This window comes from Psychromonas sp. SR45-3 (genome assembly GCF_014163575.1).
In the GTDB taxonomy this organism is placed as follows: domain Bacteria; phylum Pseudomonadota; class Gammaproteobacteria; order Enterobacterales; family Psychromonadaceae; genus Psychromonas; species Psychromonas arctica.
Genome location: NZ_JACJDP010000002.1, coordinates 24,796 through 50,896 on the forward strand (window position 1 = coordinate 24,796; position 26,101 = coordinate 50,896).

The 26,101-nt window shown below is 37.4% G+C and carries 18 protein-coding genes and 2 pseudogenes; 13 read left to right on the forward strand and 7 right to left on the reverse strand.

Translation table 11 applies throughout. The features are described from left to right. Nucleotides 1-130 precede the first annotated feature (130 nt). The 6 genes from H5084_RS01455 to H5084_RS01480 all read left to right on the forward strand — a co-directional run bounded on the left by H5084_RS01455 (nt 131) and on the right by H5084_RS01480 (nt 9,933). On the forward strand, nt 131-2,161 hold the full coding sequence (locus H5084_RS01455; protein WP_182689314.1) for a lipopolysaccharide assembly protein LapB: 2,031 nt from the start codon (nt 131-133) through the stop codon (nt 2,159-2,161). Between the two features lie 71 nt (nt 2,162-2,232). Beyond that, entirely contained in the window at nt 2,233-3,702 is a 1,470-nt protein-coding gene (locus H5084_RS01460; protein ID WP_182689315.1) for a GGDEF domain-containing protein, read from the forward strand. Nucleotides 3,703-3,911: 209 nt separating this feature from the next. After that, nucleotides 3,912-5,264 carry a nucleotide 5'-monophosphate nucleosidase PpnN gene (gene ppnN / locus H5084_RS01465; RefSeq protein ID WP_028867566.1) on the forward strand — a complete coding sequence of 451 codons (1,353 nt, stop codon included), beginning with the start codon at nt 3,912-3,914 and terminating at the stop codon, nt 5,262-5,264. Between the two features lies 1 nt (nt 5,265). Next, a complete protein-coding gene (gene xni / locus H5084_RS01470) occupies nt 5,266-6,054 on the forward strand; it encodes a flap endonuclease Xni (RefSeq protein ID WP_182689316.1) in 789 nt (262 codons plus the stop codon). A 435-nt stretch (nt 6,055-6,489) separates the two neighbouring features. After that, on the forward strand, nt 6,490-8,226 hold the full coding sequence (locus tag H5084_RS01475; protein WP_182689317.1) for a hypothetical protein: 1,737 nt from the start codon (nt 6,490-6,492) through the stop codon (nt 8,224-8,226). 411 nt (nt 8,227-8,637) lie between these two features. Then, the gene (locus tag H5084_RS01480; RefSeq protein WP_182689318.1) at nt 8,638-9,933 is read left to right on the forward strand and encodes an NCS2 family permease; all 1,296 of its coding nucleotides are present in this window, start codon (nt 8,638-8,640) and stop codon (nt 9,931-9,933) included. A 140-nt stretch (nt 9,934-10,073) separates the two neighbouring features. Here H5084_RS01480 and H5084_RS01485 read toward each other — a convergent pair whose 3' ends face one another. Beyond that, nucleotides 10,074-11,006, reverse strand: coding sequence for a D-2-hydroxyacid dehydrogenase (locus H5084_RS01485; protein ID WP_182689319.1), 933 nt, complete (start codon nt 11,004-11,006; stop codon nt 10,074-10,076). A 213-nt stretch (nt 11,007-11,219) separates the two neighbouring features. Between H5084_RS01485 and H5084_RS01490 the strand changes: the two genes are divergently transcribed. After that, the gene (locus tag H5084_RS01490; protein WP_182689320.1) at nt 11,220-12,815 is read left to right on the forward strand and encodes a B12-binding domain-containing radical SAM protein; all 1,596 of its coding nucleotides are present in this window, start codon (nt 11,220-11,222) and stop codon (nt 12,813-12,815) included. Between the two features lie 190 nt (nt 12,816-13,005). Here H5084_RS01490 and H5084_RS01495 read toward each other — a convergent pair whose 3' ends face one another. After that, nucleotides 13,006-14,634 (reverse strand): NAD(P)/FAD-dependent oxidoreductase, encoded by a 1,629-nt coding sequence (locus H5084_RS01495; RefSeq protein WP_182689321.1) that lies wholly within the window; start codon nt 14,632-14,634, stop codon nt 13,006-13,008. Nucleotides 14,635-14,925: 291 nt separating this feature from the next. Further along, on the reverse strand, nt 14,926-15,123 hold the full coding sequence (locus tag H5084_RS01500) for a hypothetical protein (protein ID WP_028867559.1): 198 nt from the start codon (nt 15,121-15,123) through the stop codon (nt 14,926-14,928). 281 nt (nt 15,124-15,404) lie between these two features. Between H5084_RS01500 and sfsA the strand changes: the two genes are divergently transcribed. The 3 genes and pseudogenes from sfsA to H5084_RS19485 form a co-directional block, all read left to right on the forward strand. Continuing rightward, on the forward strand, nt 15,405-16,100 hold the full coding sequence (gene sfsA, locus H5084_RS01505) for a DNA/RNA nuclease SfsA (RefSeq protein WP_182689322.1): 696 nt from the start codon (nt 15,405-15,407) through the stop codon (nt 16,098-16,100). A gap of 100 nt (nt 16,101-16,200) precedes the next feature. Further along, complete coding sequence (locus H5084_RS19480; RefSeq protein ID WP_220485874.1) at nt 16,201-16,479, forward strand: DUF2437 domain-containing protein; 279 nt, start codon at nt 16,201-16,203, stop codon at nt 16,477-16,479. A gap of 24 nt (nt 16,480-16,503) precedes the next feature. Further along, nucleotides 16,504-17,019, forward strand: a pseudogene (locus tag H5084_RS19485) (fumarylacetoacetate hydrolase family protein); the annotation flags it as partial. 95 nt (nt 17,020-17,114) lie between these two features. Here the strand turns inward: H5084_RS19485 and H5084_RS01515 are convergent. Further along, nucleotides 17,115-17,588 (reverse strand): peroxiredoxin, encoded by a 474-nt coding sequence (locus tag H5084_RS01515; RefSeq protein ID WP_182689323.1) that lies wholly within the window; start codon nt 17,586-17,588, stop codon nt 17,115-17,117. Between the two features lie 295 nt (nt 17,589-17,883). Between H5084_RS01515 and H5084_RS01520 the strand changes: the two genes are divergently transcribed. Then, complete coding sequence (locus tag H5084_RS01520) at nt 17,884-20,127, forward strand: peptidase U32 family protein (RefSeq protein ID WP_182689324.1); 2,244 nt, start codon at nt 17,884-17,886, stop codon at nt 20,125-20,127. A 438-nt stretch (nt 20,128-20,565) separates the two neighbouring features. On the opposite strand, the gene H5084_RS01525 is transcribed toward H5084_RS01520, so the two are convergent. Beyond that, the gene (locus H5084_RS01525) at nt 20,566-20,973 is read right to left on the reverse strand and encodes a DUF2513 domain-containing protein (protein ID WP_259396660.1); all 408 of its coding nucleotides are present in this window, start codon (nt 20,971-20,973) and stop codon (nt 20,566-20,568) included. 805 nt (nt 20,974-21,778) lie between these two features. Between H5084_RS01525 and H5084_RS01530 the strand changes: the two genes are divergently transcribed. Both H5084_RS01530 and H5084_RS01535 read left to right on the forward strand, forming a co-directional pair. Then, nucleotides 21,779-23,395, forward strand: coding sequence for an ABC-F family ATPase (locus tag H5084_RS01530; protein ID WP_182689326.1), 1,617 nt, complete (start codon nt 21,779-21,781; stop codon nt 23,393-23,395). A 239-nt stretch (nt 23,396-23,634) separates the two neighbouring features. Further along, the gene (locus H5084_RS01535) at nt 23,635-24,849 is read left to right on the forward strand and encodes a DEAD/DEAH box helicase (protein WP_182689327.1); all 1,215 of its coding nucleotides are present in this window, start codon (nt 23,635-23,637) and stop codon (nt 24,847-24,849) included. A gap of 104 nt (nt 24,850-24,953) precedes the next feature. Here the strand turns inward: H5084_RS01535 and H5084_RS01540 are convergent, their stop codons facing one another. Together H5084_RS01540 and H5084_RS19615 are read right to left on the reverse strand one after the other, a co-directional pair. Next, nucleotides 24,954-25,430 (reverse strand): DUF3465 domain-containing protein, encoded by a 477-nt coding sequence (locus tag H5084_RS01540; RefSeq protein ID WP_245600357.1) that lies wholly within the window; start codon nt 25,428-25,430, stop codon nt 24,954-24,956. A 75-nt stretch (nt 25,431-25,505) separates the two neighbouring features. Continuing rightward, nucleotides 25,506-25,643, reverse strand: a pseudogene (locus H5084_RS19615) (excalibur calcium-binding domain-containing protein); the annotation flags it as partial. Between the last annotated feature and the right edge of the window lie 458 nt (nt 25,644-26,101).

The following is a 26,101-nucleotide window of genomic DNA, read 5'->3' on the forward strand; positions in this document are numbered from 1 at the left end:
TTTACTTTCTGTTAGCCACCCCCTATGGTCCCTTGAATTATCGGGGGCGCTTATCCCTGCTTCAATCAAAGAAAGTTATAAAACGCGTCAACTTGAACCTTTAAAATGCATTAGCTCCGTAAATAAATTTATGAATAAGGTAGAAGTACTGCCCACTTATGCTGAAGGCACTATGCCTAAGAATAGGTTGACCTCTACCAAACGCATTCCTAATCACGCACCTTCACAATTATTAGCCTCTTGTTATGCAGAACTTGCAGACTACGAAAATAGCTTAGCGTTACTGATCCCTTTGCTAAAAACGCCAAGTGTCACCCCTGATGAAATCAGAACTTTAAATATCATTGCGAGCGAAATACCAGAGTCTGAGCGCCCACAACTGAGTAATGAAGCGCTGATAAAAATGATGTTTAACTCACTTGAGTTCATGAAAGATAAAAAGCATGCAAACAAGTCAAATCTAGTCGATATTATTCATTTAACTATCGCTAAACTCGCGTTAGCGACGCACCAATATCAACTAGCGAATGAGTCATTAAGTCAAGTCAAAAAGAACATAAAAAATACCAAGCATAAAGAGTTAGTTGCCTGGTTAGCTTATTATTATGGTCATTATTACGATCAAATAAATCAGCAACAATTAGCTATTTCCAACTTTCGAACAGCGAACGAAATGGCTGACCAACTTAAACTGATTAAATTAAGCAGTTTAGTGAAAGAAAGTTTATCCAATCTTTATCAACAAAAACATCGTTACACACAAGCAATGGATTTTGCTAGTCAGCGTGTAGAGCTTTTATTACCCACAGACAATTATGTGCAACAGGCAGATAGCCTATTAAAATTTGCAATTTTAAAGCGCCAAAACAAAGAATATAATCAAGCGATCATCTACTTATTTAATGCGTTTGAACTAGTAGAAAAAAAGCATAAAATGTTACTTGCTTACACCTATTTAGAGCTTGGAAGAACTTATGCTTCAATGCCTTACGACTTAAAAAAGAATGCCGAATTAGCACAAAAATATTTGCAAAATGCACGTCATCATTTTCAAAAATTACACCGTCTTGAACAAGAAACAGAAAGCACTTTATTATTGGCGCAATTAAACATTCGTAGTCAAGATACCGGCTTGGCAATTCTACAATTAGAAAGTGTATTAACCTTGGCCAAGGATAGATTTCCAGAACTACGCGTAAAGGCTTTTGAAATGCTCGCTCTAAGCTATGAATTATCCGGTGATCATCAGCAAGCCAATTTTCACTTTAAAAACTTTCACTCTTTGCAAAATGCAATTAAAGAAAAACTATTTGCGCTGCAGCAATTAAAAATTAATGAACAATTTCAACTCATTGAGCAAACACAGCAACAAATCCAACTAGAAACCAAAAATAATGAGTTATTACTCAAAAATAATCGCTTTAAAAATATTGCATACATTGTACTGGCGTTATTAGGTGTTACAGTATTATTTACATTATTCATATTTATCCGCCATAAAAAACTCGTGATTAGAGAACAAATAACGCGAAAAAAATGGTTACATCACCCTAGAACACGTTTAATATCGCAACAAGCACAGGAATATGATCAACAATATCAAGGACGTCCTCTGTTTTATGCTTTGGTTCATATTCCATTTTTAAGCAATTTAAACGGTTCAAAAGGTTTGTTCAGTGCAGAGAAAATAGAGTTCGCCTTAGGACAAGAATTAAAAAACAACTTTTCTCAGCATACACAAATTAGTCAAGTCAGAGATAATCAACTACTATTTATTGCTGAACAAGAACATCATGGTGAAGCGAAAAAATTTGCACAAGATATTGAATATTTCTTTCAAAAATTTGCAGAAAATTATGATTTAGATGGGAGAGTTTCAACAGGCATCGTGGCTTTTCCCTTTTTAAACAATGTTACTCGTGCAATAGCACCGGAACGCATGCTTAACATCACTTGTTTAGCATTATTTGGTGCTTGTCAAATAAGAGAAACAGTCCACGAAAGTAGCTGGTTAGAATTATATGCAATCGAAAAAATTCAACCTGCATTCTTTGATGGAGATTTATGGCTATTAGGTCAAGCAGGAATCGATAAAGGAATAGTAAAATTGAAAACCAGCCATCCTAAAACCCCTATTACGTGGCCTGAAATTAGTCGTTAAGCCATTGTAATTTTTAATAAAAACAATAAAAGCTAACATTAAAAAACTGTAAATATTAAAGGATTATATTCATGGCATCATTGGCGCTAACAAGCTTATTACAACAATTATTCAAACGAATTTACCGCCAAGATAAAGCTTTTGATAAATATCAAATCCGATTCCTAAAAAAATTACAAACAACGTCCACCGACGAAAACGAAAATGATCTATTCGATGAATGCGTTGTACAATTAGCAACGCTCCCAAATAATTTAGATGACAAACTCTCTGAGGGGCGCTTAATTTCTCGTCACTCGGTCACACAATTGCAACAAATAGATTCTTTATCAGATGCCATCAAAGGTCGACTCCTAGAAATACAAAATGGAGAAATCCCTTACACTATTATTGAGCATCAAGTTGAATTAAAAGAACTGATCAAAATTTATCAACGCGCAGTGATAGAACTGAGTAAACGTTCGATGCAATCTGACGATAATAACAAGGGTGATGTAGAATTTATTAATGAAGAACTGCAGCAAGTAATCTTGGAGTTAGATGTCGGTGAAGCTTATGTAAAAGATCTTGAAAAGCTACGTCTTAGTATTAACAACGAAAGTGATCCTTTTCAATTGCCTCATCATTGTTTACAGGTTATTAATCTAATCATTAATAGTACACGTGAGGAGCGTAGTTCTTCTCGTCACTTTTTATATACGCTTAATGATAGCTTAACCGAATTTTATCTAAATTTTGCAAAAACCTTAAATGCAACTGAAGCCGGTTTTACGCAACAAAAAGATACCTTTGTGTCGATAGAAAAGAGTGCAAAAACTCTACAGCAGCAAAGTGAAGAAGCACAAGATATCGATAGTTTACGTAACTACATTACAAGCTACGTGAGTGAAGTGGAAAATGTAATTGCTGAACAAGAGAAAAAGAAAGAACAAAAATTTCGCCATAAGTTTCAAGGCATTGTGAGACAAATTAAAGAGCTACAAAGTGAAACGCAGAGCTATCAAAAAACACTCAAACACCAGACTAAACAATTACATGTCGACTTTTTAACTAAAATCCCCAATAGAGCGGCTTGGAGCGAACGTCTAGACATTGAAATAACCCGTTTAAAACGTTATGAAAATCCACTACAAATGGCAGTAATCGATATCGATAACTTTAAAAGCATTAATGATAATTTCGGCCATTTAGCAGGTGATAAAGTCCTACATGCGATCGCGCAAACATTACAGAAATCAGTTCGTAAAACGGGTTATATCGCCCGATTTGGTGGTGAAGAATTTGCCTTATTATTACCAGAAATAAGCCAACAGAAAGCGCAGTTTGTATTAAATAAATTACGAGATCGTATTAAAGCAATCACTTTCAGATTTAAAGAAGAAAACTTAATCATCACCATCTCAGTTGGTTTTACCACTTTAGTTTCAAGTGATGATCAAGATGAAGCCTTTGAACGTGCTGATGCTGCATTATATCAAGCAAAAGCAGAAGGCAAAGATCGCGTCATCTTTATAGAAAAAACAGCGACTGATGACGAATAAAATTCAACAGATAGTAGACATAAAGCTAAACTTCTCAGCGCATATAGAGCACCTTCGACATATTGTTATTTACACAGAATGACTGTTATCTAAGCTGTACACCTAGTAAAGTCTGTAGCTATTTCAATTATTTAATAAATAAGTGGTACTTTTTGATGGCATCTCTACTTAACTAAGTTAGTCTTAATGCACAGTCAAAAGGAGAAGCTATGATTTCACATATCAGTCCCGTTGGTAGCATGGCGCTATTATCTCAGTTAGAAGTAAACCAACTTAAATACAGCGCCTCTTGCGAAGTTTATCAATTATTTAGAAATTGCTCTTTAGCAGTATTAAAGTCAGGTAGCCATACCGACAGCAGTAAAGAGATCCTTGAACAACATAAAGACTTTCAAATCAATGTACTCCACCAGGAACGTGGCGTCATATTAGAACTATTAAACCCACCTGAAGATGCCTACATAGACGGAGAGTTAATCAGAGGCATGCAAGATCACCTGTTTTCAGTCTTACGTGACCTTTTATATGTCAACACACAATTACAGCCCAACCCTCCATCAGCGTTCAACAGTGAACAAGCGACCAGCTTAGTTTTTTCAATTTTGCGTAATGCTAATGTACTCAAAGCCGGTGTTGAACCCAGTGTCGTCGTTTGTTGGGGAGGACATTCTATTAATGATATTGAATTTGCGTATACTCGAGAAGTTGGCAATCAATTAGGGTTACGTGAGCTTAACATCTGTACTGGTTGCGGCCCAGGAGCCATGGAAGGTCCGATGAAAGGCGCCGCAGTAGGACACGCAAAACAACGTGTTAATAATGGTCGTTATATTGGTTTAACCGAGCCTGGAATTATTGCCGCTGAGCCACCGAACCCGATTGTTAATGAGCTAGTTATTTTACCTGATATTGAAAAGCGCTTAGAAGCTTTTGTGCGTTTTACCCATAGCATCGTTATTTTTCCTGGCGGCCCAGGAACAGCGGAAGAGTTGCTTTATATTCTAGGTATTATGATGCACCCTGAAAATAAACGTCAGCCCTTACCTATCGTGTTAACCGGGCCAGCCAGCAGTGTTGATTACTTTAAAGCTATTGATGACTTTATTGTGAATACATTAGGGCAGGAAGCACAGCAGCATTATCAAATCATTATTGACGATGCGCCATTAGTCGCCAAGCTCATTAAAAAATCCATGCGCCGTGTTAAAGAGTATCGCAAAGCGATTGGTGATGCTTATTCCTTTAATTGGACATTGAAAATCGACCATGACTTCCAAGTCCCTTTTATTCCCAATCATGAAAATATGGCAAACCTGGTTTTGCATCGCGATCAGCCAAAAGATCAACTTGCATCCAATCTACGTCGTGTTTTTTCTGGGATCGTTGGTGGTAATGTAAAAGATGAAGGCATAAAATCCATTGAAGAAAATGGTCCATTTTTGTTAACTGGCGAAAAAGATCTAATGCAGCGCGTAGACAAATTATTAAAGAGTTTCATTGAACAAGGGCGAATGAAACTACCAGGAACGGTTTACACCCCTTGCTATAAGATTAAAACCTAATATGAGTGCTTGTTTATTAATTATAGATGCGATGAACCTAATTCGTCGTATCTATGCAGTACAAGAAAAGCAAAATAAAAGTATCGACTTTGCATTAAGTGCAACCAACAATACTGCCTGTAATGCACTGCAAAAGATGTTAAGGGCACATCAGCCAAGCCATGTCATTTGCGTGTTTGATAGCCACCAGCAAAGCTGGCGTCATCAGTTACTACCTGAATATAAAGAAGGTAGAAAACCGATCCCCGAGGCTTTAAAAGCCTATTTACCACAAATTCAAGACGCATTTTACGAAATGGGTATTGAGTCTTTAGTCACAGAACAAGACGAAGCGGATGATTTAATTGCAACCTTGGCAACTAAAGTAACAGAGAGACAACAGCGCTGTATCATAGTGTCCACGGATAAAGGTTTTTACCAAATACTGAATGCTTACACCAGTATTTACGATTATTTTCAATCGCTACACATGGATAGTTATTACGTCGAACATAAAGTAGGCCTAAAAATAAACCAATTAGCTGATTATTGGGCGATAACCGGGATCAGCAGTAGCCATATCAAAGGTGTTGAGGGAGTTGGTAATAAAGGCGCATTAGCCTTATTACAACAATACCAAGGTTTAGATAATATGCTGCAGCAAGACGAACAAATTATCAGTGGAGATAAACGTCTACAAAAAGTAAAAGTAAATGAAATGGCCGCCCAGTTATCAAAACAATTAGTCGCCTTAAAAACAGATATTGTATTAGGCTTTAATTTAAAAGACTTACGTTATCAACAAAAATAAATTCCTTAATTTTTAATGTCGATAAGATAAAAATTTAATGAACAAATTACTAAATAAGGTGACCAATAAACTTACCCTGACAACGCGATACAGTGACCGTTAATTTAATGGTTAATTTAAGTCGCAAGATAATAAACAATGCAATTGATTATATTATTAGAAAAATAGATAGTGATATAACTGCTAATGCAAATAGTTATATCGCTGCAAATGCCCGTAATCCTGCAAAGCAGCCTCTTAAATGATGTAGCACTTGAACGGTTTAGTACTTGAATGATGTGGTGCTCGAATAATAATGTAGTCAGCTGAAATAATCGCGTTAAAAACAATCAATAATATTGCTATTGTTGATAATAAGCGATGTACAGTATGCACCTAACACTTGTATCGTTAATATTAATAACATCCTAACAAATAAATTTTGGAGTTTAAACTGTGAAAAAATTATTAATCCCTGCCGCTGTGGTAGCTATTGGCGCATTTGGTGCAGGCGTTTACTTATCTCAACAACCAGCAGCTGCTGCCTATAATGTCTTAAATTATGTCCCGTCAGACACACCTTTTTTTGTAGGCCAGCTAACTCCATTCCCAATTAAAGATTACATTGCATCAGCACCAAAACTTGTCACACCAAGTGACCAAGCAAAATTAGAGGCATTGTATGAATCAGATGAACCAGGTTTACACTTTGTTGCTAATTTATTAAAAGCCTACCAAGATGGATTAAAAGATGCTGATTTGTTAGTTAAAACCTTTGGTTTAAACGATCAAATCCGAGCTTACGCTTATACATTAGGATGGCTGCCAGTGATAAAACTAGAGGTTGCTAACCCACAAGCAATCTGGGATTTATTAGACAAAAATGAACAAGAAACGGGATTTGTACATAAACAAGGTAAAATCCAAGATCTTTCATACCGCATCTACACCGTTACACCTCCCGATGAAGACGAAGTTGTTGAAGTGATTGTTGCACAGTCAAATGGCATCCTAACTATCACGGCAAAAACAAGATTTGTTTCAGAACCATTATTAGCAACAGCATTGGGCTTAGAAAAAGCAACAGCGCCATTAGCAGAGTCAACTATTTTAGACGGCATCATCAAACAGCATCAATTCTCTGACTCAAGCGTAGGTTACATCGATCATGTTGAAATTATTAAAGGCTTAACAACAACTGATGGCAACCAACTGGCTAAACAACTAACAGAAATCACTAAAATAGAAAATGATAACCCATTTGCTAAGCTGCAAACGCCTGTTTGTCATCAAGAATTTATGAGCATTGCAAAAAATTGGCCACGCACAGCCTTTGGTTATACTCAAATGGATATCAGTGAAACAGAATCAACACTCGGCTTTTCAGCGGTCATAGAAAGTAAAAATGCCGTGATTTTAAAAGCACTGAGCACAATGCGAGGCTTTATCCCAAGTTACACGCAAAACTTTAATGAAAGTATTGTCGCATCGGCAATCGGCTTAAATGTTAGCGAGTTATCTAATTCATTAACTACTATTTGGGGGGATTTACAAAAACCTACCTATCAATGTCAGCCTTTAGCTGAAGTACAATCAAAAATTGCTGCGAATGGGCAATCTATCGCAATGGTCGGCATGAGTGCGAATATGGCAGCTGGCCTAAAAGGTCTGAGTGGTGCACTGTTTAATTACAGTATGAGTAAAACAGAATCAACACAATTAGATAGTTTTGACGCGTTATTAGCAGTACATGCTGATAACCCATTAGCTATTTTTAACTCCATTAGAATGTTTAGCCCAGAGCTGCAGCAAGTTAATTTAAGTGATGATGGCAAAGCGATTTCATTAAAAGACTTATTCCCTGTACCGGTTGCTTTAAACATCAATCCTAAAATTGCCATCAAAGGTAAACATTTAGTGATTTATAATGGGACTAAAAGTGAGCAAGCCGCTGAAAAACTTGGGCAGAAACCATTATCTGCTAATGGGCTTTACCAATTATCATTTGACGTAAATAAAATGCTTACACCTTTTGTTAGTGCAACACAGTTAATGTCTGGGGAATCAATCGCTGATGAAATGCAGTTCTTAATGGATTATGACGCACGTATGAATATCAATTTGGATATTAACGAGCAAGGTATTCGTTTTGATTCAACGGTGAATAATAAATCACCTCAACAAGAAAAGTAGGCTTTACCCGTTACTATTGAACATGCTTCTATGAACATGCACTTAAATGGTAACGGGCAAATAACTCTCCTAAAGTGATCAATATCATCAATTATCTCAAGCTAACAACAATGAGATATCAAACAAAAAGCTGACTAAGGTCAGTTTTTTTCAGCTCACAAAAAGTAGCTTGTTTTTTGTTCTAAGCCAAGCCAGATCTAAGTATCAATCAGATTAATTGACTTTTTAGACTAGCTAATAAAATCAGTTCTTTTATAATTGCGCGAAATTCACACAGAGAATTTATTCATCTTATATCGATTGTATTAAATAAGTGATTTTGACCAATAATATAGATCACTTAATTATTATCGTGGATATTAATAGGTCGGAAGGAAATAGACCTCCACACGCGCGAGTAATGGAAAAATTATGTTAGAAAAATTATTTAAACTAAGCGAACACAACAGTAATGTGAAAACAGAAATTGTTGCAGGCTTTACCACTTTTTTAACCATGGCATATATCATTTTTGTTAACCCATCAATGTTATCTGCCACGGGTATGGACTCGGGTGCTGTATTCGTAGCAACATGTTTAGCCGCTGCAATTGGTTGTTTCATTATGGGTTTATATGCAAACTACCCTGTCGCTTTAGCACCGGGTATGGGATTAAATGCTTTCTTCTCATACACAGTGGTATTGCATATGGGTTACAGCTGGCAAGTTGCCTTAGGTGCGGTATTCCTTTCAGGTGTTTGTTTTACCTTATTAAGTTTATTCAAAATTCGAGAATGGATCATTAACTCAATTCCACTGCCTATGCGCAAAGGCATTGCAGCAGGTATTGGTTTATTCTTGGGTTTAATTGCCTTAAAAAATGCCGGCATTGTTGTTGCAAACCCAGCAACACTAGTTAGCTTAGGTGATTTAACCGCATTACCAGCGGCATTAGCTTGTTTAGGATTTATCGCCATTATCGCACTAGCACATTACCGTGTTAAGGGTGGCGTGATGTTAGCTATTTTAGGCGTTACTGTTATCGGCCTATTAATGGGTGATATTCAATATGCTGGTATTGTTTCTATGCCACCAAGCATTGCGCCTACTTTCATGCAAATGGATGTAGCCGGCGCATTAAACGTAGGTATGATCAGCGTTATCTTTGCATTCCTATTCGTCGATTTATTTGATACATCAGGTACATTAATTGCCGTAGCGGATAAAGCAAAACTACTTGATAAAGACGGTAACTTACCCCGTTTAAGCCGTGCGTTATTAGCGGATAGTGGCGCTTCTATCGCGGGTTCAATGTTAGGCACATCGACAACAACAAGTTATATCGAAAGTGTTTCGGGTGTTGCTGAAGGTGGCCGTACTGGTTTAACAGCAGTCGTAGTCGGTATTTTATTCCTACTTTCTCTATTCTTTGCGCCATTAGCCGGCATGGTTCCAGCATATGCAACTGCGGGCGCATTATTATACGTTGCAGTATTAATGGTTGGCGGTTTAAAAAGTATTAATTGGGATGATATTACAGAAGCCGCGCCCGTGGTTATTGTAGCAATCATGATGCCATTAACATTCTCTATCGCTAACGGTATTGCGATTGGTTTCATTGCTTACGCGGCGATCAAAGTGGCTAGTGGTAAAATGAAAGAGTTAAGCGCAAGCGTTTGGTTCCTTGCTGTTTTATTCTTCCTTAAACTGGTTTTCTTTCCTGGTTAACAGATAACCAATAAGATGAAATATAAAATGCCGCGCTTATTATTTGAGTCCAAATGATTAAAGCGCGGCATTTTTTATGCTTTTTATACTAGAAGTTCAAACCTAAGTTTGATGTCTTTTTATACTGTTACATACAGTTACTAATTTACAGCCACGTAACCGTTGATGTTCTCAACCACTTTCTCTAACAAACATTGACGAGCTTCTACACTTGCCCAAGCGGTATGCGGCGTCACTACTAAACGATGCGATGCTTTTAAGGATAAGTAAGGGTGATTTGATAACATCGGCTCAACCGCGAGTACATCCGTCGCATGATAGATATCTTGCGTCTCTAACGCTTCGGCCATCGCTTCTTCATCAATGATTCCACCACGCCCTAAATTCATGATCACTGCACCGGCTTTTAACTGTTTTAGCTGCTTCGCACCAATTAAGTTTTCAGTTTGAGCATTAAATGGCGCATGAATAGAAATAACGTCGCATTCACTTAATAACGTTTCTAAGCTCACTTTTGGAATACTTTGCTGTGTATTTTTACCTGACGTTGAGTAATAACAAACATCACAACCAAATGCAGTAGCAAGTTCAGCAACACGTTGTCCGATAGAGCCCATTGCAACAATCCCCCAACGCTTACCTTTTAATTCATAAAAAGGACGTTCAATATGAGTAAATACAGGACTATCACACCATTGTTTGTCTGCAATATATTGGTCGTAGTAACGACTTTGATGAATTAACTGAAACAATAGAGAGAAGGTAGATTGACTAACACTTTCAGTTGAATAACCTGATACATTTTTAACTTCAATGCCAGCTTGTTCAGCAGCGACTAAATCGACATTATTAGTGCCTGTTGCGGAAATACAAATAAGTTTTAGCTGTGGATTATCCGCCATGTGTTGCGCAGTGATCACTACTTTATTAGTAATGGCAACTTCCTGCCCTGCTAACCGTTCAGATGTCTGCTGTGCATCTGTAGTTTGGAAAACAGTCAACTCACCTAGATTATTGAAAACAGATAAATCACTGCCACCTAATGTTAATGCATCTAATAAAACTATATTCATTTCTGTTCCTTAATACGAAAAAGCCAATAAATTGAGAGTCTTAGATATACAGGATTTTGATACTCGTTACCATTCCAGATACAAAATACACAAACTTTCTAGCAACAATCAAAACCTCACTTTTCTCAACGTAATAAATCAAGCGCTGAATAAACCTATTGATTACTGTATTATTCGCACATATTCCCTAAATACTTAAGAGCTTCAACTGCTATGCAACAATTCGACCATGACCTAACCATTATGCGTACAACGCTAAGTGAAGCTAAGCCCCCTGCCAGTAGCGGGTCAGCGTCCCCGAAAATAGTATTAGCGACCATCAATGCTAAATATATTCATTCCAGTTTAGGTTTGCGTTATTTATACGCCAATTTAAAAGATCTACAGCCTATCGCTGAAATAAAAGAGTTTGTTATTCAAACTTGGCCAATTGATATTGTGGAACAAATTTTAGCTTCCAAACCGACTATTGTTGGCTTTGGTGTGTATATTTGGAATATCGTCGAAACCACTAATGTCGTCAGCCTATTAAAAGTGATCGCACCGGAAGTCAAAGTGGTATTAGGCGGCCCTGAAGTCAGTTATGAATCAGAGCAACAAGCGATAGTACAAGCGTCAGATTATGTATTAACCGGTGAAGCAGATATCAGTTTCTATGAATTATGTCAGGACCTAATCAATAATAACCCGCCAGACAATAAAATTTTGAAGTCTAAACCTGTGGATTTAAAAGACCTTGAAATGCCTTATCAATATTACAGTGACGAGGATTTAAAGAATCGTTTATTGTATGTAGAAGCCTCTCGCGGTTGCCCTTTTAAGTGTGAGTTTTGTTTATCATCTTTAGACACTAAATCAAATCCTTACGAGTTAACCGTCTTCTTAAAGCAAATGGAAACCTTGTATCAACGTGGTGCACGTAACTTTAAGTTTATTGATAGAACCTTCAATTTAGACATCAATACATCCTTGCAAATAATGCAATTTTTCTTAGATAGAATGACCGATGATTTATACTTACACTTTGAAGTGGTGCCTGACCACCTTCCGCGAAAATTAAAAGAGATGTTGGCGCAATTCCCTGAAGGTAGCTTGCAGTTTGAAGTAGGTATTCAAACCTTTAACCAAGAAGTACAAGCGAATATTAGCCGTAAGCAAAACAATGCCAAATCAAAACAAAACTTAATTTGGTTAAAAGAAAATACTACCGCACATATCCATGCGGATCTTATTTTTGGTTTACCAGGCGAAACCTTTGAAAGCTTTAAAGATAGCTTTAATCAGCTTTATGAATGCCATCCTCATGAAATTCAAATGGGTATTTTGAAACGCCTCAAAGGCAGCCCTATTATTAGGCATACTGACACCTTTGACCTGCGTTTTAATCCCTTGCCACCTTTTAATATATTAAGCACAGACAGAGTCGACTTTGCGACGATGCAACTGGTCAATCGCTTTGCAAGATATTGGGATATGATTGGTAATTCGGGACGCTTTAAACATTCATTAGACCATATTTTAGCGGGCAACCCTTTTGAGCACTTTATGGCGATCACTGACTGGTTATTTGAGCAAACAGGGCAAACACACAAAATTAACCTTAAACGTTTATTTGAACTGATTTCTCAATCTGTAGAATCATTATTTCCTGAAATGCATCAAGCCGTTCTGCCTCTCATTGAACTAGATTACAGCGCCTCAAGATTAAAAGGCGCATTTAATACTCTCAACCTTTATGCAGGACAGAAAAAACAGTCCACAACCGGGCCAAGTAAATTATTACAACGCCAAAAACAGCATAGCCAATAAAATACGGCGGCATTAATTGCGGTCAGTTAATGGATGCTAGATGCGAGCAAGATAAGAAGCGTGAAATAAAAACACTGCGACAGTGATTAATAACCGTTGTCGCAGTGCTTTTTTATCAGCAAATAAGAAACGTTTAGGATAAAAGAAGCTTATTTAAATAACCTAATAAGTAAAACGAAAAAAGGAAAAGTTACGTGTCTAAATCCGCTAACATTTTCAATGCCACTGCTTCAGCGATTTTAATGCCATCAATACCAGCCGATAAAATACCACCAGCATAACCAGCACCTTCACCACCTGGATATAACCCTTGTGTATTAATGCTTTGGAAGTCATCGCCACGTTTAATTTGGATCGGAGATGAGGTGCGTGTTTCAACACCTGTTAACATTGCATCTTTACTATCAAAACCACGGATCTTCTTAGCAAAAGCAGGTAAGGCTTCACGAATCGCATCAATTGCAAATGCTGGTAATGCGTCACTTAAATCGGTCATTTTCACATTCGGTTTGTAAGAAGGCTCAACGTTTTCAAACGGTTTACCTTTGCCAGCAGCAAGGAAGTCACCGACCATTTGTGCAGGAGCATCATAATTACTGCCACCCATCACATAAGCATGACGTTCTAATTTGCGCTGCAGTGCGACCCCTTGCAACGGATCGTTATTAAAGTCTTCAGGGGAAATTCCTACTACAATCGCACTATTTGCATTACGTTCACTACGAGAATATTGACTCATACCATTAGTCACAACCGCATGCTCTTCCGATGTTGCCGCAACAACAACACCACCCGGACACATACAGAAACTATAAACGCTACGGCCGTTTTTACAGTGATGTACTAGCTTATAATCCGCAGCACCCAATATTGGGTGTCCAGCATTAATGCCAAAACGAGCTTGGTCAATCATCTCTTGTTTATGCTCAATACGGAAGCCAATCGAAAACGACTGTGCATCCATATGGACACCTTTATCGTGCAACATTTGAAAAGTATCACGCGCACTGTGCCCAATAGCAGCAGTGACATAACGAGAGTTGATCACTTCTCCGCCCTTTAAGGTCACGCCAGTCACTTGCTTTTTACCGTCAACTTCTTCGACATTTAGTTCTTCAACACGTGTTTCAAAACGGATTTCACCGCCCAGCTCGATGATTTTACGGCGCATTTTCTCGACCATCGTCACAAGCTTGTAAGTACCAATATGCGGTTTACTGACATAGATAATTTCAGCCGGTGCGCCCGCAGCAACAAATTCTTGTTTGACTTTTAAGCCTTTGAAACCCGGATCTTTTACTTGGCTGTATAACTTACCATCGGAGAAGGTACCTGCTCCCCCCTCACCAAACTGTACATTTGATTCAGTGTTTAACTCACTAGTACGCCAAAAACGAAACGTATCTTTAGCACGTTCATGTACTGATTTACCACGCTCTAAAACAATTGGCTTAAATCCCATTTGCGCTAAAATCAACGCAACAAATAATCCACAAGGTCCCATACCAATCACAATTGGACGCTCAGTTAAATGAGCAGGGGCAGTCGCAACATATTGATAATCGGTATTTGGTGAAACGCGGACATTTTGATCTTTCTCAAAGCTAGCTAATAACTTAGCTTCATCAACATCCACTAAAGTGATATCTAGGGTATAAATAAGGGTGATTTGATTTTTTTTACGCGCATCGTAGCCACGCTTAAATACATGAATATTAACCAATTGCTGTGCACTGATATTTAGCTTTGTTAATACAAACTGCTGCAACGCTTGTTCATTATGGTCGAGCGGTAATTTAACTTGGTTGAGACGTATCATGATTCACCTGATAATTGGCTTAAAAAATAAGCGCGTAGTTTACGTGATCTGTTTGTGAAATGTAATACGCATTATCAGTAAAAATAACCGTCCGCTATGCTGACACCGTGTTGTAGGCAAAGTCATCATACGGTTCCTTTAGGCATAAACTAGGAACAAATGATCCCCTCAATTGAAGCTCACCTATTAATATTCACCTAGCGGCAAGACGCCAGTTATTAATATGGTGTCATATTAACTCCCCTCAGCCTTTCTCATAGATAAAAGCAGTTAAATGACTGAACCACTGTATTAATGTGTTTGTTTATAAACAGAAATAGGAATTGTACAGGTCTTTATCTGTAATCGTTTTGCACAATTTGTTAGGCATAACTGAGACACTGCCTGTTTGGACTCACCGTTTAAACAACGAAAATCAGCGGCACACAACACGCCTTGCTCAAACAAATATAGCAATTTATCTTTATCAATTTCGATTTGAATAGTCATTTTAGGTTGCTCCCTGTTAATGTAGTTTCAAGATAGCGGTTAACACTCCTCGGCTGACGATTATGCAGATAGATTAATAAACAATATATTTATGATAATGATTATCATTTAAATAGTAAAGAGTGAATATCTGCATTGTTAGTAAATTGTTAAATAAAAATTAATAACACCTTAATTCTGCGACTAATAAACAATAAAATACGATTAAATAAGCTGATGCCATAAAATCACCTGAATAGACTTACGCGATAAAACCAACAACAGTAGAGATATGAATAAATATGATATTTGAAACTCCCCTTAAAAAAGCCACCTTAATAAAACGTTATAAGCGTTTTTTAGCCGATGTAATTTTAGAAGATGGCAGTGAAACAACCATTTATTGTGCCAACACGGGCGCGATGACAGGTTGCGCCACCGAGGGCGATACTGTTTTATATAGCACCTCGAATAATAAAAAACGTAAATACCAATACACTTGGGAATTTACACTTACGCAAGCAGGTCATTGGATCTACGTTAATACAGCAAAAGCGAATGCACTCATTGCAGATGCTATTGAACAAAAACAGATCCCAGCATTGCTCAACTACCAAGGCTGTAAAGCAGAAGTAAAATACGGTGAAGAGAATAGCCGTATCGATTTTTTATTAACCGATGACAATAAAGTTGATTGCTACGTAGAAGTGAAGAGCTGCACCCTATTAGACGAACGCAAGCAAGCTGGCGATGGCTATTTTCCTGATGCGGTAACAACACGCGGCCAAAAACATTTACGCGAACTGATAGAGATGAAACAACAAGGTTATCGCAGTGTTTTATTATTTGCAGTATTACATTCAGGCATAAAGCGTGTGCAGCCCGCAGACTTTATTGATAAAAAATATGCTGATTTATTTACAAAAGCAAAACAAGCAGGCGTGGAAATCATTTGTTATTTTCCAGATTTAAGCGATGTTATTAATCCATTGCCCTAACTGGTACGTATCTAAAAGCACATGTTTTAAATAGTGCCTTTTAAATAACACTTTAAATGCCAATTAAATTCATTTTTATTACCAAGACAGGAGTCACCTAATGAAATATTTTATAATTATTTTTGGCGGAATAATGGGATTAATACTTCCTTCCATAGCTAGTGCAGAGGTTAAGCATATTGTACGTTTTGAGCATAACCAAATCATCAGTTATGGCGAGATTAATGGAGACTCCATTCAACCACTCAGCGGTGAATTATTTACTCAATTAAGTGCCACAGGCAATACCATTGCATTAGCAGATGTCACTTTATTACTACCAACTGCCCCACAAAAGGTATTTGCTGTTGGAATGAACTTTGATAGTCACCTGTCATAGCCCTCAAATGCACCACCGCCATTATTTCTTAAACTCCCTACTTCATTAATTGCCTCAGGACAAGCCATTCACTTACCAGAAGATGCAAAGAACGTACATTTTGAAGGCGAATTAGTATTAGTGATCGGTAAACAAGCCAAAAGCATTAACGAGTCGCAAGCAGATAGTGTGATTTTTGGCGTATTAGCAGGCAATGACTTAACAGAGCGCAGCTGGCAAGGCTCAGATCTACAATGGATGCGCGCAAAAGCCAGTGATGGATTCGGCCCTATCAGTTCAATGATTACCGTCGGTGTTGATTATAACAACCTACTCTTAACCACTAAATTAAACGGCAAAATAGTACAACAAGAAAATACCAAGCATATGATCCACAAACCAGCCAAAGTGGTCAGTTATTTAAGCCAATACTTTACATTAATGCCCGGTGATTTAATTTTTATGGGTACGCCTGGACGTACCAAAGCACTGAATGATGGAGATGTTGTTTCAGTCACGATAGATCAGGTGGGTACCGTGGAAAATCAAATTAAGAGATGAACAAGGATTAGAATTAGTCAGTAATAAATCCCTTGCCACAAACCTTGCAAGGGATTTTTAATTAGCTCATGGATAAAGCCAATAAATAGATAGGTTTACAGTGCAGCTAATAATGTTTCAGCTTTACTTGCTTCGAATTCACCCGCAGCTTCAACGTTTAATAACGTAACCACGCCATCTTCAATCACCATTGCGTAACGTTGTGAACGAACGCCACCGAAAGCTGCAGTGTCCATCGTTAACCCCAATGCTTTAGAAAAACTTGCATCGCCGTCACCTAACATTAATAATTCAGATGCGTTATGTACTTCACCCCATGCTTTCATTACAAAGGCGTCATTCACAGCAACACATGCAATTAAATCAACCCCTTTTGCTTGGAATTTATCAGCAAGTACTACATAACCAGGTAAATGCTCTTCAGAACAAGTTGGCGTGAATGCGCCTGGTACAGCAAATAACACTACTTTTTTACCGGCAAATAATTCAGCAACATCATGATGAACCATACCTTCAGACGTTAATTGGCTTAGTGTTGCAGTTGGTAATTTTTGGCCTACTTCAATCATTTTATTATCCTTTTTCGTTTAAGTTACTTTTCGCTATTAATTTAAAATATAACAATCGTGTCTCTTAATATAATAAATAACAGGCTGTTACGGTATAACAGTCTATCCCTAAACCTACTGAACAAACACTGAATAATAAAGTGCCTATTCAATTACTTTCAATCGCAAGCGGTTTTAAATATTCAACAAAATAAACGCTTAGTTATTATCCCCCGTTGCACGATAGCAAAACACTATGGATAAGGGTAAACTCGCGCCTCAAAATAAAAATGAATTAAATAGATGGTGACAAGTTATGAGTAGAAAAATCGAATTATTAGCCCCTGGTGGTGATGTTGACGCAATTAAAGCGGCGATAATTGCAGGTGCTAACGCGATTTATTGCGGTTTAGATATTTTTAACGCTCGTAACCGTGCCGCTAATCTATCCTTTGATGATTTAGTCGGCATCATCAAGCTAGCACATGAATATGAATGTGAAGTATTTTTAACGCTTAATGTCGTAATCCTAGAGCATGAAATCCCAACGCTCACTAAACTATTAAACCAGTTAGTTAATACCGGTATCGATGGCATCATCGTGCAGGACTTAGGGTTATTTAACTTGGTTAAAAAGTTTTTCCCAAGCTTACATATCCATGCATCAACACAGCTGACAACGCACAATGAAGGACAAATTTTATTCCTTGCTAAAATTGGTGCAACCCGCGCTAATTTATCACGTGAATTAAATTTAACTGAAATCAAACTGCTTACTGCTTTAGCACATGATAATGAAGTATTAACCGAAGTGTTTGTACACGGTGCATTATGTATCGCATTTTCAGGTCAGTGTTATTCAAGCTCAGTGAGTGTCGGTAACTCAGGTAACCGTGGTCGCTGTAGTCAAGCTTGCCGTGATGAATATGAAGTCACTGCTGCAGGTAATAAATTCCCACTTAATTTAAAAGATAACTCTGCGTGGTTTGATTTACCTGATTTGGTAGAAGCAGGTGTTGACTCATTAAAAATTGAAGGTCGTATTAAAGGTGCACAATACGTGCATACGGTTGTGGATAGCTGGCGTCAGCAGATTAATACTTTTGTGGATACAGGTAAATTATTAGCCGATGACTCTGCTTTATACAAAGTATTTAACCGTGATTTCACTAACTCGTTTTTGAAAGGCAACCTGACTAAAGATATGTTTATCGACAATCCACGCGATAACAGTTTTACCCATGCTAATGAAAAAAATAATGCAATTTCAGTAGTACAAATTCAAGAAGTACAACAAGACTTACGCGATGATAAAAATAAAATCGTTGATGAAGTGGCAGCTAAAGTAGCCACCTTAAATATTGATAAAAGTGATTTATCATTAAGCTTTTCAGGGCAATTAGATACTCCGTTCACCGTGACTATCGTGATTGATGAAAAAACCTTTATTGTAGAATCTAACTCAAAAATGATTGCTTCAGAGCAATCAGCCGTCACATCAGACGCAATTGCAAAACGTTTTAAAAGCTTTAAAAACAGCCGTTATAATGTGGCTGAATTTGATTTTTCACAACTTGCTGATAGCTTAACGATTCCATTTAAAGAGCTAACTGAAGTTAAAAACAAAGTCGCTTACTACCTTAATGGTGAAAAAAACGTGATCCCCGCAGTCACTTTACCGCCATTAGCTTCTCACCCTAAATTAAACGAAAAACCAACGTTATCAATATTAATCAGCGATGAGAAAGATGCACACTTAGGTGACTTAACCGACGCAGATATCTACTTCAAATTACCGGAAAGTTTTAAAAAACGCTGTAACAAACAACGTGATATTTTAGTGCGTAATCCGCGCTTTATTCCTTGGTTTCCAGCGGTATTAATTGGTAAAGATTACATTGAAGCGGTGCGTATTTTAGAAGAATTAAAACCTGAACGTATCGTAACCAACAATACGGGCATCGCTTATAAAGCGTTTGAAATGGGAATAGAGTGGATCGCAGGTCCATTTTTAAACACCACCAACTCTTATGCATTGTTAACCATGCAAGAAGAGCTTAACTGTGCAGGTGCGTTTATTTCTAATGAGATCAACCGTAACCAAATCAAAAATATCAAACGTCCTGCCAATTTTAAAATGTTGTACAGTATTTACCATCCTATTTTAATGATGACAAGTCGCCAATGTTTCTTCCAGCAAACAGTAGGTTGTAACAAACCAAGCATTGAAGATGGCTGTATGTTGAAGTGTCAAAAAGCAACTACCATCACTAATGTCAAAGGCATTTCATTTGCCGTTGATAAGCAACTAGGTGGTTATCCAAGTATTTACAACCACGAGCAGTTCTTGAATTTTGATGCAGTAAGAGACTTTTCGGACTTATTTGATGAGTTCTTTATCGACCTAACGGATATTGGTTCAGGTTCAAAAGAGAAGCAGGATAAAGCGCAATTAATTAAGCATTTTGAGGATTTCTTAGCAGGTGATCAACAAGCAGCTGCAACTGTGACAGGTATGGTAACCGTGTCAACTAACGCACAATACCAACAAGGGTTGTAAATTAGATAATTGATCAATCTGGTGTTTAATTTGACTGCCGGCTTAATAGATTCGTCTGCGCTCATCGGGGCTTTTATATTACGACTGAGCTTGGTATTCCGCCCTTGCGGCGGGTTCATTTTCTTTAAATGGCCAAAGAAAACAGAACCAAAAGAAAGACCACCCGTGACGTTTCCTAATCCAAGCTAACTATTCATTTTAAACGCACCATTTCAGGATGGCCGTCCATGGCCATTCTGAAATTACAGCAAACGTCCTGTTTGCTGTTGCTAAAATGAATCGTTACCTTGGGGAAACTTGACGGGACAATGAAGTAGTCACATTGATTAATGTTTTAAGCTTGTAGTTAACTGGAGTTATGCTAATAATTTTCTGTAATATCGTTTATTCTACATAAGAAAAGTAAGGATAAAGTCCATTACTTTTCACAGTTTTCTACTAATTTTCAAGCATCTCATTAACCTTCTTTTTTGCATACGCTTCTGTTAATTTAAGCCCAGCAGCTACCAATGTTTTAATGCTTGCATCAGAAAACTCTTTTTTTAACTTATCCCACACCTCAGATTGTTTGACTGCAGCAAGAAAATCATGACCTGTAGCAGATAACCTCAAAGGAACAATACTTTCCCAAGAAAAATTATTAGCGCCATCATAGCCAAACCCATAACCATCTTTGCCAGATGGAACAATTAAACTGCTATCGCATAGCAACCTGAAATGAAGAATAAATTTTGGCTCTTCAATATCGTACCCCAATTTCTTAATGTCTCTAATATTAAAGTCATAATCAGGGACCCCTTCTAGTTCTAACATAAGAGTTCTTAAGTATTCATTATCTTGTCGCATAGTTATCTATCCTCATATTATTGTGACCCTCTAAAGTTTATATTAGAACAAAGTTACAATGGCTTATATGACCAAGTTGATTTATTAACACAAAAGAGAACATTACATTACTAATTAATCGCTTAGCTAGCTATAAATCTAACTTCAATGTTTCTAATCAAATATTTATAGTCAGCAATATATTTAATTCATAATGAGGATGGCTTAGCTTAGTGGATATATAATCAACTAAGTTTGAAATGTTATAATCTTATTTAACAGAGATAGCTTTTGATCGATATGAGAGAAATATAGCTTCGTTTAGCTTTTAACACTTTCCCATCACCACTAAATGTCAATTGATGTAATGATATCTAACTTAATATTCGAGATGTCAGTTAAATTATTAATAAATAAAAAATGGAAAGTAATATAGGTATAAAGTAGCTTAGATAAGTTTGTTAACCGCTATCCACATATTTTTGAAAGGAACCACTTACAAAATTCTAAATACACTTATAAAACAACAAAACACTTACAAAGCCGAACTTCTAGCTATGAAAGCACAAAAGTACTTAACCAATCATTAAACAAAACTCCCCCTTTATTTACGGTACTTCACACTTAGTTTGCTTAGACCAATCTCACTCTATCCAACTACCATCTCAATGTGATTAAAAATAAAACAAAAAATAACCTGCTTTTACTCACATAATTCGACATTTTAATTGCTTAATCTGTATACTTCGCGACCTTATTATTTCTGCAACGCTGTTAATCACTTTTAGGTGAATAAGTGCTGCTCTAAACTGATGGAATCTTGACTTTGATATCTACCGCAAACATTACAATGCAATTTGGCGCCGAGCCTTTATTTGAAAATATTTCAGCCAAATTTGGACACTACAACCGCTACGGTTTGATTGGTGCCAATGGTTGCGGAAAATCAACGTTTATGAAGATTCTGACTGGTGCTCAAGAACCTAGCTCAGGTAATGTATCATTAGATCCGGGTGTTAAAGTCGGTACTTTGAGCCAAGACCAGTTTGCTTTTGAAGAATACACAGTAATTGACGCCGTTATTATGGGTGACAAACCGCTGTGGAAAATCAAGCAAGAGCGTGACCGTATTTATAACTTACCAGAAATGACAGAAGAAGATGGCATGAAAGTAGGTGAACTTGAAAGTGAGTTTGCTGAAATGGATGGTTACACTGCTGAAAGCCGTGCCGGTGATATTTTATTAGCCGCTGGTATCGAAGAAGAGTTTCACTTTGGTTTAATGAAACAAGTGGCACCGGGCTGGAAGCTACGTGTTCTATTAGCACAAGCCCTATTCGCAAACCCAGATTTATTGTTATTAGATGAGCCAACCAATAACTTGGACATTAATACCATTAACTGGTTGTCTGAAGAGTTGAATAAACGCCGTTGTACTATGGTTATCATCTCACATGACCGTCATTTCTTAAACTCTGTGTGTACGCACATGGCTGATATCGATTACGGTGAATTACGTATTTACCCAGGTAACTACGAATACTTCCTTGAAGCATCTTCATTGATCCGTGAACAGTTATTATCTGAAAATGCTAAGAAAAGTGCAGAAATCGACGAATTACAAGACTTTGTAAACCGTTTTGGTGCTAATGCTTCTAAAGCAAAACAAGCAAGTTCACGCGCTAAAAAGATGGATAAAATCAAACTTGATGAAGTAAAATCTACAAGCCGTATGCACCCTTCTTTATCTTTTGATGAAGGTAAAAAAATGCATCGCCAAGCGTTAGTATTGGAAGGTTTAGGTCATGGATTTGATGAAGGTCCATTATTTAGCGGTGGTGACCTTATTTTAGAAGCCGGTGCTAAACTGGCTATTATCGGCGAAAATGGTGTGGGTAAAACAACCTTTATGCGTTGTTTAGTGAATGACCTTGAACATAACGAAGGTGTTGTTAAATGGTCTGAAAATGCGTCTATCGGCTACTGCCCACAAGACAGCACTGACGATTTTGATAATGATTTAACCTTGATGGATTGGATGGGTCAATGGCGCACTAGCAAACACAGCGATTTAATCGTACGCGGTATGTTAGGTCGTTTATTATTTACCGATGATGATGCGAATAAAAAAGCACGTAACTGTTCTGGTGGAGAGAAAAACCGTTTATTATTCGGCAAGTTAATGATGCAAGATGTTAACGTTTTAGTAATGGATGAACCCACTAATCACATGGATTTAGAAGCAATTGATGCATTAAATAACGCATTAAAAGACTTTAAAGGCACGTTGATTTTTGTCAGCCATGACCGTGAATTTGTATCTTCATTAGCGACGCGTATTCTTGATATTAAAGATCAAAAAGTAATTGATTTCCAAGGTACTTATAATGAATACCTAGCAAGTCAGGCAGAAGCTAAAAAATTAAGCTTAAACCTGCAATAGAAGATAAAACCTCAAATCAGCCGTTGTATTCAGCGCTTCTGATTTGAGGTTGTAATAAAAAAAGAAATAAAGAAAGAAACAACAAATAAAACCGAATAATTCATAAAACCTGTCACTTTTCCATCTTTGTTATGCACATCACCGTTTAGCGTTAGCGACAGTGAGATACGCTTGATACTTTGCTTATGTAAAAATGTGGCCGTTTTATACCATTTTAACTTGATAAGTAGAGACAAAAAATGACATTTTCATACCTTGGATTAAGTGATCCAATTGTACAAGCCGTAACTGAACAAGGTTATACAACGCCAACTCCTATCCAAGAAAAAGCAATCCCTGTTGTATTAAAAGGCAAAAACCTAATTGCTGCCGCTCAAACAGGTACCGGCAAAACAGCGAGTTTTGTTTTACCGATATTACAAAAATTAATTGATGCGCCTTTAGTTCGCCCTAAACGTGTTCACGCTATGATTTTAACACCGACGCGTGAGCTAGCTATTCAAGTGGAAGCCAATATTCAACTTTATGCCAAGCACCTTAATATTACTTCGATGGCTATGTATGGTGGCGTGGATGTTGAACCACAAAAGCAAAGCTTGATTGAAGGTGTTGATATTTTAGTAGCGACCCCTGGTCGTTTGTTAGATATGTACACACGTCGTGCCATTCACTTTGATGAAACCTCTATTCTAGTGATTGATGAAGCGGATCGCATGTTAGACATGGGTTTCATCGCAGATATTAATAAAATCGTTGAGAAGTTGCCTGAACAACGTCAAAACCTGTTATTTTCAGCGACTTTATCAAAGCAAGTACGCTTTTTAGCAAGAACAGCTGTGACCGATGCGGTAGAGATATCAATTGCACCAGAAAATGTTACTGTTCCTAAAATTGCCCAGCGTTTGATCACTGTCGATAAAGAGTTTAAATCGGCATTATTAAGCCATTTGATCCATGAGAATAAATGGCAACAAGCCTTGATATTCATCGAAACTAAACGTGGTGCCGCTAAACTAGTCAGTCAGTTAGAAAAGCGAGAGATTGCAGCAGAATCATTCCATAGTGGACGAAGCCAAGCGGTGCGTGAGCAGTTAATGGCAGACTTTAAAGAGGGAAAAATTCAGTTCTTAGTAGCAACGGGTATCGCTGCTCGTGGTATTGATATTGATGATTTAGAGCGTGTAATTAACTACGACTTACCTGATGAAGCCGAAGATTATGTACATCGTATTGGTCGTACTGGTCGTGCTGGCGCTGAAGGTGAAGCTATTTCATTGGTATCGCGTGATGACTTTAGAAACCTATGTGCTATCGAACGTCATTTAGGTTACTTCATTAACCGTGAAGTGATTGAAGGCTTTGAAGCGAAGTTGGTTGTGCCTGATTCAAACGCTGCACACGCACCGAAAAAAGCGCAAAAAGGCCGTCGTCGCCAATCATCGATCAAACGCTAAACTAATATTAGTGATCACTTGCCTTAACAGTGATAAACAACTTTTAAGGCAAATTAATGAGCTCGAATGCTGAGCTCATTTTAAGTTTAACGGCACTTTTGTTGTTATTGATAAACTAGACCAGCATGCCTTAACCACCCATCGATATGACGTTGCTTAGGATCTTTATGTGTCCAATGCATCACACCACCATGTTTATTCCATTCATATTCACCATAAAATTCAATGCTATCACCGACTTTTAGAGTGTTTATTCTTGGCGCTAAATCTATATTATGTGCGACCAGTAATGTTTGCCCAGTATTCGTTTTTATAATAAAACGTTGATGCTGAGAACCTTTTAGGTCATCAGTAAGTAGTTTCACCACTGTTCCTTTACCAGCAATCTGTAAATCTGAACGCTTATCTTTAAAAGCATCACTCAGGCGTTGTTCGCTATTAGCCGAAATGCTGATTGTGTAAGCTGCTTCTTTTATCTGCTCATATTTGGCTAATGGCTCTGAAGTAACCCCATTAGGTTGGCTTTGGTTATCACACGCAGCAAGCAACAGCGCTAACAGCATAAGCATGCTATTTTTCATCAATACTTTTCCTTATCCGAGTTGAGATTATTTATAGCTATTAATCCTCCTCTTCGTTAATGACTATAAATGAATTTAAAAACGAGAATCACTTTCACAGGGCTCGCCGTCGTGGTCACCGTCCATTTTGGTATTTGGGCAGTTCTCTATGAAAAAGATCGCTTCCGCTTTTGAACGCATTTCACTGCAATAGGTTCGACCATCACATCGGTATTTTGAATTTGCTAGTTCACTTTTTTTATTAAATAAATTAATAGAAGCTTTACGTTCACTTTTAGTTTCACTTGGCAAAATAATAATCGATCCTTTTACTGACTCAAGGCGCTCACAAATCACACCATCAGGAACTTTCCCGTATAAAATTCGGCCTTCTTTAGTCGTACATTTTATTTTGTCATCAATGGAAACACTTGCTGTGTTAGCAGTAATAAAAGGCAATTCATTATTTGAATATAAAAAGTAAGCGTATCCACCAGCAATAAGTAGTATTAATATTGTGAACATTTTGATCATTGAAAGTCTCTTTAATTTATCCTGATTCTTTGGCTACTAGTATGAAGTTAATGACGATAAGCAACACAAGAAGGGTCTAAATTAATGCTTTTTGTAAAGCATCACGAATGATACTTATGAACTAACGCGTCATTATTTTAAAATTAATTGTAAATTTG